We start from the raw sequence: 12,061 nt of genomic DNA, 5'->3' as shown, positions 1-12,061 counted from the left end.
GCCGGCGACCGGTCGGCTTCGTGTCATGCGGACGGAGTGAGAGTGCGCCTTGGCGGCTCACGCGAGAGAGCGCATGAACCGCCACGGCACACACCCGGCTCAGGTCCGCATGAATCCTTCGCACTCGCTCTCGGCCCAGGCGAGCGTATCTTCCATCTTCTCGCCTTGGGCGTAGCGGAGCACCATCTTGGTCAGCGTCGCCTGATTATAGATCTGCTCCGCAATCTTTGGCGGCGCCGGCGCGGCCGCAATCGACAACGTCTGATGATTGTAGGGGTTCGGATAATGATAGAGAGTGCCCTTCGGGGGCTCTTCTTCGGCCCAAGTCTTCAGTGTTGTCATATTTGCGTACGCCGGCAGATCGTAGCCGCCGCTGGCCTGAACAAACCTTTCGATCGAGGATGGCAGCGACAGGTGGCTAAGCAGGCTCTTGGCTGCTTCCTTGTTCTTGGAGAATTTCCAGATGCTCCAGAAGAACGGCTGGAAAGGCGCAAATCGGCCCTTCGGTCCGGCCGGGAATCCGTGCGTCCAGCATTGCTCCGCAACTTGAGGCGCATCGCGCTTGGCAACCGCCCAGGCGCTCGGGGGATTCATGATCAGTGCGCCTCGGCCGGAAATCAGCCATTTATTGTTCGAGGCGTCATCCCACGAGGGTGCGTCCGGCGGAAGGAAGGCGATCAGCTTCTTGTAGTATTCGAGCGCCTGGCGAACCGCGTCCGTCTTCACGGTTATGTCGCCCTTGGCGTTGATGAGTTCGGCGCCGAAGGACTGGAAGATTGCACCTGCGGTATCGATACTGTCCGGAGTCTGGCCGAGGCCGATGCCGAAGGGGAAGCCGCCCTTCTGGCAGGCTTCAGCCGCCTTGAGGAACGTATCCATCGTCCAGTTGTCGGCCTTGGGCGGTGAACCGGCCGGATACATTTCCTGTACATCGATATTCGCGTATTTCTTCATCAGATCGATACGCGAGCAGGGACCTTTGATTTGACTGCCAGCGGTCCCGGGCACGGCGAGCCATTTGCCGCCGGACTGACCGAGATACTTGACCGTGCCGTTCACCTCGCCGTTCTGCTTGATGACCGGCTCCATGACGTCATTGACCGGTTCAAGCAAATCGTCATAGGCGTGCGGTTGCCAGCCGATTTGAGACGACAGGATATCGTGACCGGACTTTGCCTGCGCTTCGGCGGCCATCGTCAGGAGGAGCTTGTTGCCCTGACTGGTGATGTAGTCGATGGAAACCTCGACCTTCTCCTTCGCGGCCCATTCATTGACGAGAGCGGTGGAAGCCTTGTTGGCGTCGGGCACCCAGTGGTCCCAGAAGCCGATCGAGAGCTTGCCGGCGGCGTAAGCGCCTCGGACATAGGGCGCTGCCATCAGCGCCGTGGAGGACATTGCAGTGGCAGCTACAAATTGACGTCGCGTCAGTGTCTTGCGTGACATCTCGTTTCCTCGCCTTGGTGTGTTTTATTGTTCTGTCGTTTCCTCTGACTTTCCTGAGTTTGTTTTTGATTTTGTTGTTGGACGTTTCTTGTTGGCGTCGTCATCGCCGGCGGCAAATCACGCACGGGACACGGCAAATTGGTAGCGCGATCAGATCATGATTGATTGCCTCTGTCGAGAAAGCCGAATGGCTCGCGCTCTAGAACTAACGTTGTGTAGGGAACGGCCGCGGCGTGCACCGAGCACGAACTGTGGCTGCTCTTATTGCGACGCACACTGCGGAGCGCGGTGGCGGGAGACGATCCGTGCGCAATTACGCCGCAGTTCCGAATGAGCCTGCGTAACCGCTTCGTGCAGAAGAGCTTTCGGATGGGGACGGCGATTGCGCGTGCCTAGACCTCGGCACGGTGAAAACGATAGAGTTGCAACCGGCAGCATGCCTGCCGTTCTCAAAGGGCAAGCAGATCGAGATGAAGACCCAAATGATCACCCCGACGCCGCATGCGCGGCTTGGCCTGCGACGCTGGCTCGCGCTCGGCTCCGTGCTGACAGTGCTGATTGGCGCGGCCGCAGTGGCGAATGCCCAAGGTTTGGTCAAGGGCGTCCAGGACGGAGCCGCGGCCGGTAACAAGGCGGCAGGCCCTGTCGGTGGCGTCCTCGGCGGCGCCATCGGCGGCGTGGTCGGCGTTTTCACCGGGGTGCTCGGCGTCAACAACAATAATGGCCAGGCGCCGGCCGCCAAGGATGCGAACAAGGATGCGAACAAGGACGCGTCCAAGGATGCGAAGGACGCCAAGCAGCCGGGCGCCGGCAAGGACAAGGATGCCAAGACCGCGAAAGGCGCCAAGGGTGCCAAAGCCAGCAAGGAGGCCAAGAACGCTCCGCCGGACACCAAGGATGAGGATGTCGCGGTCCTGACCCAGAACGGCGCGCCGCAACTGACCGCCGACCAGATTGTCGCCAACAGCGATTCCTATATCGAGCGCATCAAGACCGAGCTAAACCTGACTCCCGATCAGGAGAAGCACTGGTTCGGCTTCTCCAGTGCCATGCACTATCTCGGGCATAATGGCGCCGAGCGGCTTAACCTGCGGGTCGAACGGGCCAAGCGCGATCCGCCCGACGACATCATCGAGCAGATGCGCAACGAGTCGCAGTTCCTGATCGACCGTGCCGCCGATCAGCGCAATGTCGCCGACGCCGCTGAGCCCTTGTATTCGAGTCTCGATGACAAGCAGAAGCAGGTGTTCATCCAGGAGATGGTTCGCCTCAGCCATGAGCGCGGCCTGGATTGATCAAGTTGGATCGGATTGCGCGCACTGGAATTAACGGCGCGTGCCACGAATTCGTGTATCCTTTTTACAATTGGGGTATGCTTATCTTCGCAAGGTGGCTGCGAGGTTGATATGGCGGACGGACTCTCCGTTTTCCTGGTCGAAGACGAGGCGTTGATCCGGATGATGATGGCCGACATGGTGGAGGAACTTGGCCACCATGTCGTCGCGGAAGCGGATAATGTGCGCGATGCGAGCGCCTTCGCGATGACGGCGCAGTACGATTTCGCCATCCTCGACATCAATTTGATGGGTGTTTATGTCGATCCTGTCGCCGATTTGATCGAGCGTCGCGGCAAGCCATTCCTGTTCGCCACCGGTTACGGGCCGGAATTACTGCCGTCCTTGCTCCGGCGCAGGCCGATCCTGCGCAAGCCGATAGCGATGGACCAGCTCAAGATCATGATCGACTCGCTGTTTCCGGACGCGGCCGCCAAGGCACCGCACTGATCCAAGCCGCCACACTGACATTGTCAACGATGGCGACATCGTCAACGAAAATGGCCGCCCGACAGGGGCGGCCATTTGGGACGGAAGGTCCGTCAGTATTTCAGATCAAGCCGGCGCTGAGGTCGACGCCGTGTGCCATCAGGCTGAACGAGGCGAGGAGTCCCACGCCGCAGAAGATGATAATGGCTTTAAAAGAATAGTCGGTCGACCGGGACTGGACGGCAGCCGGCATTTCGGCGAGCGAAATCATGCTCATGTTCATTCCCCCCTTTGTGTTGATCCTGAATTGGATCAGGTGAGGGAACTCTTAGAGTAGAGAGTTTGACACGAGGTTGCGAGGGATCGTTAACGGAATCGCAATCGCATGCGCGTTTCCGCGAGACGCAAACGGTCTCGCACACGTCTCAGTTGCGGCCGTTCTTGAGCACGTTGGCAATGGTGTGGGCCGTCATGGCCGCGCGATCCGAGGCACGTTGCGCGGCGAGCCGGTCCCGCGCCTTTTCCTCGATCAACAGCTCGATCAAGGCCAGTCGCTTGCCATCGTCGTCCGCCTCGGTCAGCAGGCGGTGATAGCGATGATAGTCGAACCCAATATCCTGCTTACGCATGTCACGCCCCCGTACGTACGCCACACACTGGTTGAATTGTTTCCCATCGGAAACAAAGGGGCAAGCACGATCCTGCGTGGAACCGCGCCTGCGCTGCAATCAGCTGTGCACTACCCGGCCGAGCGACGCGATGGGCTGGGGCCGCGCCTCAATCCAGATTGTGGTCGGCGAACATCTTCAGGCCGACGAAGCTCGCATCGGGCTTTACGACAAGGCGCGTCGGGATATTGCGCAAATAGTCCTGGAAGCGCCCCTTGGCTTCGAAGCGCGCGCGGAACGCTGAAGCCGAAAGGAATTCCGGAAAGCGCGGCACGATTCCGCCTGCGATATAGACGCCGCCGCGGGAGCCGAAGGTCACCGCGAGATTGCCGGCAACGGAGCCGAGGATGTCGCAGAACATCTCCAGCGCCGCGCGGCTGAGCTCGCAAGTCCCGTCCAGCGCAGCCTTGGTGATCGCTGCCGCATCGCGTTGCGGCACCTGGGCTTCATCGACCTCGGCCATCGCTTCGTAGAGGGATTGCAGCCCGGAGCCGGAGAGGGCGCCGCGCTCGATCGAGACATGGCCGAAGCGCCGTCGCATGGCGGCGATCACACGCTCCTCGCGCTCGTTCTCTGCCGGCAGGGTGGCGTGGCCGGCCTCCGTGACAACGGCCAGCCGGGAGCCGTGGCGCTCGACCAGGCAGGAGACGCCAAAGCCGGTCCCGGGTCCGACCACCAGCAGCGGCTCCCCGGCCATGCCTTCCTGTCCGCCGAGCGGAATCAGGTCGGCCGGCTGCAAGGCGGGCAGGGACCAGGCGACCACCTCGAAATCATTGAGCACATGGACGCTGTCGAAGCCGAGCGCCGGCTGGAGCTCATTGCCGTCGATCACCCACGGGCTGTTGGTCATGACGCAGCGGTTGTTGGTGACGGGACCGGCGACGGCAAGGACGGCCCTGACCGGCTTCTCGCGGTCGGCCCGCCGCAGCACATCGGTGATGGCTTCGCGGACCGTCGGATGATTGGCGACCTTCACATAGTCGATCGGTCCGATCTGCTCGCCATTGCTCAGCGCGAAACGCGCATTGGTGCCGCCGATATCGGCGAAAAGAATGTTTCCTGTCTTGCCGATACTCATCACATTTGGCTGCCCTGGCCTTGCAGGCCGCGGGAACCTTCTCCTCCAGTCCTTCGACCCTATCCGCATGTCGCGGATATCAGAGAATCCCCGCTCGTGCGCGGCTAGTCAACACGGTCGGAGCCAAAGCGTTGCATCCAGGAGGGATCAGCCGGCCGTTCGCGCGACATCGTTGCAGGATGCCGGTGGTTGCGAAGCCGCGCGGGAAGATCGACATTGAAGACGGCCGGCGCCAATTGCGCCGGGCGGATGGAATGGGACCTGCAATGAAGATATCCGACCGCGACGTGCTGCTGGTGATCGACGTGCAGAACGATTTTTGCACCGGCGGGGCGCTCGCCGTTCCCGGCGGCGAGAGGGTCGTCCCCGCCATCAACCGGATCGCCCAAAAATTCGCCAATGTGGTGCTGACACAGGACTGGCATCCGGGCGACCACGTCTCCTTTGCGCCGAACCATGCGGGCCGCCAACCGTTCCAGACCATCGAGCTCGACTACGGCACCCAGGTGCTCTGGCCGACGCATTGCGTGCAGGGCACCGCCGGCGCCGAATTCCATCGGGAGCTCGAGGTCACCCGCGCAAACCTTGTGGTCCGGAAAGGCTTTCGCCGCGGCATCGATTCCTACTCGGCGCTGTTCGAGAACGACCACGAGACGCCGACGGGCCTGCTCGGCTATTTGCGGGAGCGCGAGCTGAAGTCGGTTTTCGTCGCCGGCCTCGCGCTCGATTTTTGCGTCCGCTTTTCCGCGGAGGATGCGCGCAAGGCAGGCTTCGAGGTTGCCGTCATCGAGGACGCCTGCCGCGGCATTGACCTCGACGGCTCGGTCGCGGCGACCCGTCACAGCTTTAGGGAGTTCGGCATTTCCGTCATCAGCCTGGAGGCATTCCTGTGAGGATCGCGCGCTAATGGTGGTCCAGAAGACCGGCCAACCACCCGGCGAAGCGGAACGTGGACCCGACCACCCCATGCTGTGGCCATTTGCGGCGGCACGTCTGGCCATGGACGCCTGCTTCTGGTGGCTGGAGCGCGGCCCGGTGGAGCAGGGCGAGGACGAACTCCCGTGGACCACGCCCGGCATCGTGGCGCTGGACTTGGCCACCATGCGGCTGCGCGATTGTTCGCGGACGCGATCCGGCCAGCCGGCTCTGGTCTTCGCGCCCTATGCGCTGCACCGGGCGCTGATCGCCGACTTTGCACTTGGCCACAGCGTGATGCAGTCGCTGCAGCATGGCGGCATCGATCGCATCTATCTCACCGACTGGCGCTCCGCCACGCCAGACATGCGCTATCTCTCGATCGACGGCTATCTGTCCGATCTCAACGTCGCCGTCGACGAGATCGGCTCGCCCGTCGATCTGGTCGGCCTGTGTCAGGGTGGCTGGCTGTCGCTGCTCTACGCGGCGCGTTTTCCCGCCAAGGTGCGGCGGCTGGTCCTGGTCGGAGCGCCGGTCGACCTCTCGGTCGAGTCCAGGCTGGCGCAATTCGCCCGCAACGCGCCCGAGATCGTCTACGACCAGCTCGTCGCGCGCGGCGGCGGCAATGTCAGCGGCGAGGAGATGCTGCATGTCTGGTCGAAGCGGCCTGACCGCGACGACATCGCGGCGGCGTTGCAAAGAGACCTGTCGGACGGGGAGGGCGCGGCCCTGCTCGCGCGCTTCGACCGCTGGAACACCGAAACGCTCAATTTGCCGGGCACCTACTACCTCCAGATCGTCAACTGGATCTTTCGAGAGAACCGCATCGCAACGGGCAATTTCACGGCGCTCGGCCGCGCCATCGACCTGAAGGACGTGAAAGTGCCGGTTTTCCTGTTGGTGGGGCTCGACGACGATGTCGTGCCGGCCGCGCAGGCGCTCGCCACGGCCAATCTGATCGGCACGCCACCGGCTTTCGTTGCAGCGGCCTCCGAGCCCAGCAACCATCTCGGCCTGTTCATGGGCGCGCGGACGCACGCCCATGCCTGGCCCCGGATCGCGGAATGGTTGCGCGACGACCTCTCTGGCGTTCTCGCGCGCCGCGCCTGACGGTCGGCGAACCTGCAAATCCGTTATGCATGATGCCGGATGGCCTGCACGGGGCCCGGTCGATGGGTTAAATAGAGTCCAGAGCCGGCCGCGGCTGGTCCGACACGATTTAAGGGTACTGCGCTCGATGAGCTTCCACTCGATCTACGCCCACGGATTTGCGCGCGTTGCGGCCTGCGTCACCACCTCCCATGTGGCCGATCCCGCGGCCAATGCGAAAGCGGTCATCGCTGCAGCGAAAACCTGCGACGCGCAGTCGGTCGCTGTTGCCGTGTTTCCCGAGTTGTGCCTGTCCGGCTACGCCATCGAAGACCTCGTCAAGCAGGATCCGCTGCTCGACGCGGTCGAACGCGGGCTCGCCTCGATCGTCGAGGCCTCCTCGGCGCTGATGACCGTGCTGATCGTCGGCGCGCCGTTACGGTTCGGCAATCGCATCTACAATTGCGCCGTTGTCATCCATCGCGGCAGCATTTTGGGCGTCGTGCCCAAGAGCTATCTGCCGACCTATCGCGAATTCTACGAGGGGCGGCATTTCGCCTCCGGCGCCGGCATCGCCGGGGAGGCGATCGCGTTCGGCGGGCTGCATGCACCGTTCGGGACTGACTTGCTGTTTGCGGCCGAGGACGTTCCGGGCCTGACCATCGGCGTCGAGATCTGCGAGGACATGTGGATCCCGGTGACGCCGGCCTCCGAGCTCGCGCTGGCCGGCGCGAGCGTGCTGATCAATCTCTCGGGCAGCCCGATCACGATCGGACGGGCACGCTCCCGCGCGCTGCTGTGCCAGTCGACCTCGGCACGCTGCCTTGCGGCCTATCTCTATTCCGCCGCGGGGGCAGGGGAATCCACCACCGATCTCGCCTGGGACGGCCAGACCTCGATCTACGAGAACGGCGTGCTGCTCGCTGAGGGCGAGCGGTTCCGGCAGGACGGCCAGATCACGCTGGCGGACGTTGATCTCGACCTGCTCAGGCAGGAGCGCGTCCTGATGGGCACATTCGACGACAACCGCCGGCAGCACGAGGGCTTCTATCGCAAAATCAGCTTCGCCCTGAAGCCGCCGAGCGCCGACATCGGCTTCCTGCGCAAGGTCGAGCGCTTCCCGTTCGTGCCGAGCGATGAAAGCCTGCTCGAGCAGGATTGCTACGAGGCCTATAACATCCAGGTCGCCGGCCTGGTGCAGCGCATGCGCGCGACCGGTACCAGGCGCGTCGTGATCGGGGTATCAGGCGGTCTCGACTCCACCCACGCCCTGATCGTCGCCGCCAAGGCGCTCGACCTGCTCGGCCTGCCGCGCGACAACATCCTCGCCTACACCATGCCGGGCTTTGCCACCGGCAGCGAGAGCAAGGCCAACGCGCTTGCACTGATGAAAGCGTTGCAGGCCACTTGGCAGGAACTCGACATCCGCACCACCGCCACGCAAATGCTCAGGGATATCGGCCATCCCTTCGGCAAGGGCGAGAAGGTCTACGACGTCACCTTCGAGAATGTGCAGGCGGGCCTGCGCACCGATTACCTGTTTCGGCTCGCCAACCACAATGGCGGCATCGTCATCGGCACCGGCGACCTCTCGGAGCTCGCGCTCGGCTGGTGCACCTATGGCGTCGGCGACCAGATGGCGCATTATAATGTCAACGCCGGCGTCCCCAAAACGCTGATCCAGCACCTGATCCGCTGGGTGATCGCCTCGAAACAATTCAGCGGCGAGGTGAACGGAACGCTGGCCTCGATCCTGTCGGCGGAGATCTCGCCAGAGCTGGTTCCGGTCAAGCCGGGCGAGAAGCCGCAGAGCACCGAAGCCTCGATCGGGCCCTACGAACTGCAGGATTTCAACCTGTTCTACACGCTGCGCTTCGGCCTACGGCCGTCCAAGATCGCCTTCATGGCGTGGCGGGCCTGGAAGGACGTCGCTGAGGGCGAATGGCCGCCGGCATTCCCGGCCGACACGCGCAAGGCGTACGATCTCCCGGAGATCCGTCGCTGGCTTGAGGTGTTTTTGCGTCGCTTCTTTGCTTTCAGCCAGTTCAAGCGCTCCGCGATGCCGAACGGACCGAAGGTCTCGGCCGGCGGCTCGCTGTCGCCGCGCGGCGACTGGCGTGCGCCCTCGGATTCGAGCGCTGCAGCCTGGCTTGAGGATCTCGAGCGGAACGTGCCGAAGTAAGCGACGAGGGTAGTCCAAAATGACTTCGCGCCGCGCGGCTCATACAGCCGGCGGCGCGAAATTGCGTTCGATGTAGAAAGCACGAGGTCCGGAGTGCCTAGGAGTCCGGACCTCGTAACCTTGCCCCCAGCCTTTGATCCCCCGCCCCAAGTGCCCCCGACCCCGTGGTGCGCGATCAGAGGGTGATGCCCTTGGAAGGCCGCCGATCGATGTCCGCGATGTACGCGAGATCGAATTAGGACTCCATTCCGGATCACTACGGACTCGATTGCGCTTGATTTCGCGTGTTGATGCATGCGCCTGCATGCCGCGCTTGCTACTGCCTGAATTCGATGCAAGCGACCGGATGTCCACATCTCCGGAACCTGCATTTCACCGGCCTGTCATTGAATTGGTCTAGCGCTGCCTTGGTCATCGCTGACGGCCAAGGGAGCATGCCATGTCGAAGCCGGTGTTGGGCGCTGCACTGTCCATCAAATCGATCCCCGCTCACCGCGACTGGCTTCTGGAACGGCAACGCGATCTTGAAGTTCAGGACTTCTTCCGCGCCGATCTGCTGGACGGCGACTGGCGCAGCGCCGCCGCCGACATCAGGCAGATGCTCTCGGGCCATACCGGGCGCCTCGGCATCCACGGCCCGTTCTGGGGTTTCAAGATCGACAGCCATGATCCGATGATCCGCCAGGCCGTGACCAAGCGCCTGTTGCAGGGCCTTGATGCCGCTGAATTCCTCGGCGCGACCCAGATGGTGATGCATTCGCCGTTCACGACCTGGGACCATAATAATCTCGATCTCTATCCGGACAACCGCACCAACATCATCGAACGCGTGAAGGCGACGCTCGCCGAGGTGATCGCGCGTGCCGAGACCATCGGCTGCGAGATCGTCATCGAGAACATCGAGGACAAGGACCCGCGCGACCGGGTGCGTCTCGCCAAGGCGCTCGAAAGCAGCAAGGTCCGCGTCTCGCTCGACACCGGCCACGCCAACTACGCCCACATCTCCACCGGTGCGCCGCCGGTCGACTATTACGTCGAAACCGCCGGTGACATGTTGACGCATGTGCACCTCCAGGACACCGACGGTTTTGCTGACAGGCACTGGGCGCCGGGTGAAGGCAACATTCCCTGGGTCGCCGTGTTCCGCGCGCTGAGCCGGCTGACGTCAAACCCGCGGCTGATCCTCGAGCTGCGCAATCACGACGACGTCCGCAAAGGCGCCGCGCATCTCACCGCGCTCGGTCTCGCCGAATAACTGACATCACAGGGCAGGGGTCATCGTCATGAGCAAGCTCACCCGTCGCACCATCCTGAAGTCCGGCGGCGCCGCCGCAGGCACGCTGCTACTGCCGCGCTTCGCGATCGGGCAAGCCGACAACCGTCCGTCGGTGACGATCGCCGTGCAGAAGGTGACGAACTCCAACGTGCTCGATGTGCTGCGCGAGCAGTCGAATGTCGGCGAGCGCGTGTTCTTCTCCTCGATCTGGGAAGGCCTGATCTCGAAGAATTTCCGCGGCAATCTCGAGGCCGTGCCGGGCCTTGCCACCGAATGGCGCCGCATCGACGACCAGACCGTCGAGGTGAAGCTGCGTCAGGGCGTGAAGTTCCACAATGGCGACGAGCTGACCGCCGAAGACGTCGTCTTCACCTTCAGCCGCGAGCGCATGTTCGGCGAGACCGAAGCCAAGAGCCGCTCGACCATCCAGGCTTTCGAAAAGATTCCGACGCCGCGTCCGGGCAAGGAACTGCCGCCTGACGTGCCGGCGGTCGCGCGTCGGATCTGGCCGGATCTCGTCCGCGTCGATGCCGTCGACAAGTACACGGTGCGCTTCTACAACGCTACGCCTGACGTCACCATCGAAGGCCGCCTGTCGCGCTACGGCTCCGACATCGCCAACCGCCGCGCTTGGGCCGAATCCGCGAGCTACCTCGACTGGGCGCGCAAGCCGATCACCACCGGTCCCTACAAGGTCGTCGAGCTCAAGCCCGACGTCTCGCTGACGCTCGAAGCGCACGACGAGTATTGGGGCGGCCGTCCGCCGCTCAAGCGCATCCGCTTCCTCGAAGTGCCCGAGGTCGCAAGCCGCATCAACGGGCTGTTGTCGGGCGAATATCAGTTTGCCTGCGACATTCCGCCGGACCAGATCGCCGGCATCGAGAAGAATTCGGCGTTCGAAGTGCAGGGCGGCACCATTCTCAATCATCGCCTGACCGTATTCGACAAGAACCACGCCCAGCTCGCCAATCCCTTGGTGCGCCGTGCCTTCACCCATGCGATCGACCGCCAGGCCATCGTCGACAGCCTGTGGGCCGGCCGCACCCGCGTGCCGAAAGGGCTGCAGTGGGAATTCTACGGCGACATGTTCAATGCCGACTGGAGCGTCCCCGCCTATGATCCCAAGCTCGCGCAGGATCTGTTGAAGCAGGCCAACTACAAGGGCGATGCGATTCCCTATCGCCTGCTCAACAACTACTACACCAACCAGGTCGCGACCGCGCAGGTGCTGGTCGAGATGTGGAAGTCGGTCGGCCTCAACGTCGAGATCGAGACCAAGGAGAACTGGTCGCAGATCATGGAGCGTGCGCCGACCCGCGCCGTGCGCGACTGGTCGAACTCGGCCGCCTTCAATGATCCGGTGTCGTCGCTGGTGGCCCAGCACGGCCCGAACGGCCAGCAGCAGCAGATCGGCGAATGGACCAACGCGGAGCTGAACAAGCTCTCCGAATTCCTGGAGACCTCGACCGACCGCGCCGCGCGTAAGAAGGCGTTCCACCGCATGCTGGAGATCGCCGAGCGCGAGGATCCCGCCTACACGGTGCTGCACCAGAACGCGACTTTCACCGCCAAGCCGAAGTCAATCAAGTGGAAGGCGTCGCCGGCATTCGCGATGGATTTCCGCGCCGGCAATTTCGAGGCCTAGGT

11 protein-coding genes are annotated in these 12,061 nt (G+C 63.2%); 7 read left to right on the top strand and 4 right to left on the bottom strand.

Annotation, left to right across the window (positions count from 1 at the left end; all coding sequences use genetic code 11):
- Positions 1-99: 99 nt before the first annotated feature.
- A complete protein-coding gene (locus YUA_RS0142725) occupies positions 100-1,443 on the bottom strand; it encodes an ABC transporter substrate-binding protein (protein WP_027536134.1) in 1,344 nt (447 codons plus the stop codon).
- Positions 1,444-1,925: 482 nt separating this feature from the next.
- Between YUA_RS0142725 and YUA_RS0142720 the strand changes: the two genes are divergently transcribed.
- Together YUA_RS0142720 and YUA_RS0142715 are read left to right on the top strand one after the other, a co-directional pair.
- Positions 1,926-2,738 (top strand): Spy/CpxP family protein refolding chaperone, encoded by an 813-nt coding sequence (locus tag YUA_RS0142720; RefSeq protein ID WP_027536133.1) that lies wholly within the window; start codon positions 1,926-1,928, stop codon positions 2,736-2,738.
- A 111-nt stretch (positions 2,739-2,849) separates the two neighbouring features.
- Positions 2,850-3,227 (top strand): response regulator, encoded by a 378-nt coding sequence (locus tag YUA_RS0142715; RefSeq protein WP_027536132.1) that lies wholly within the window; start codon positions 2,850-2,852, stop codon positions 3,225-3,227.
- A gap of 100 nt (positions 3,228-3,327) precedes the next feature.
- Here the strand turns inward: YUA_RS0142715 and YUA_RS51450 are convergent, their stop codons facing one another.
- The 3 genes from YUA_RS51450 to glk all read right to left on the bottom strand — a co-directional run bounded on the left by YUA_RS51450 (position 3,328) and on the right by glk (position 4,952).
- On the bottom strand, positions 3,328-3,483 hold the full coding sequence (locus tag YUA_RS51450) for a hypothetical protein (RefSeq protein ID WP_198029603.1): 156 nt from the start codon (positions 3,481-3,483) through the stop codon (positions 3,328-3,330).
- A gap of 148 nt (positions 3,484-3,631) precedes the next feature.
- Positions 3,632-3,835 carry a hypothetical protein gene (locus YUA_RS0142705; protein WP_027536131.1) on the bottom strand — a complete coding sequence of 68 codons (204 nt, stop codon included), beginning with the start codon at positions 3,833-3,835 and terminating at the stop codon, positions 3,632-3,634.
- Between the two features lie 148 nt (positions 3,836-3,983).
- A complete protein-coding gene (gene glk, locus YUA_RS0142700; protein WP_027536130.1) occupies positions 3,984-4,952 on the bottom strand; it encodes a glucokinase in 969 nt (322 codons plus the stop codon).
- 254 nt (positions 4,953-5,206) lie between these two features.
- On the opposite strand from glk, the gene pncA reads away from it, so the two are divergent.
- From pncA to YUA_RS0142675, 5 genes are all read left to right on the top strand, one after another.
- Positions 5,207-5,845 (top strand): bifunctional nicotinamidase/pyrazinamidase, encoded by a 639-nt coding sequence (gene pncA / locus YUA_RS0142695; RefSeq protein ID WP_027536129.1) that lies wholly within the window; start codon positions 5,207-5,209, stop codon positions 5,843-5,845.
- A 16-nt stretch (positions 5,846-5,861) separates the two neighbouring features.
- Positions 5,862-6,977 (top strand): alpha/beta fold hydrolase, encoded by a 1,116-nt coding sequence (locus YUA_RS0142690; RefSeq protein WP_027536128.1) that lies wholly within the window; start codon positions 5,862-5,864, stop codon positions 6,975-6,977.
- A 127-nt stretch (positions 6,978-7,104) separates the two neighbouring features.
- Entirely contained in the window at positions 7,105-9,138 is a 2,034-nt protein-coding gene (locus tag YUA_RS0142685) for an NAD(+) synthase (RefSeq protein ID WP_027536127.1), read from the top strand.
- A 439-nt stretch (positions 9,139-9,577) separates the two neighbouring features.
- Complete coding sequence (locus tag YUA_RS0142680; protein WP_027536126.1) at positions 9,578-10,393, top strand: sugar phosphate isomerase/epimerase; 816 nt, start codon at positions 9,578-9,580, stop codon at positions 10,391-10,393.
- 28 nt (positions 10,394-10,421) lie between these two features.
- The gene (locus tag YUA_RS0142675; protein ID WP_027536125.1) at positions 10,422-12,059 is read left to right on the top strand and encodes an ABC transporter substrate-binding protein; all 1,638 of its coding nucleotides are present in this window, start codon (positions 10,422-10,424) and stop codon (positions 12,057-12,059) included.
- The last annotated feature ends 2 nt before the right edge of the window (positions 12,060-12,061 follow it).

The sequence above is a fragment of the Bradyrhizobium sp. WSM3983 genome (genome assembly GCF_000473045.1).
Classification (GTDB): domain Bacteria; phylum Pseudomonadota; class Alphaproteobacteria; order Rhizobiales; family Xanthobacteraceae; genus Bradyrhizobium.
Note: the sequence above shows the minus strand (reverse complement) of the source record. Positions and strands in the feature narration are given on the sequence as shown.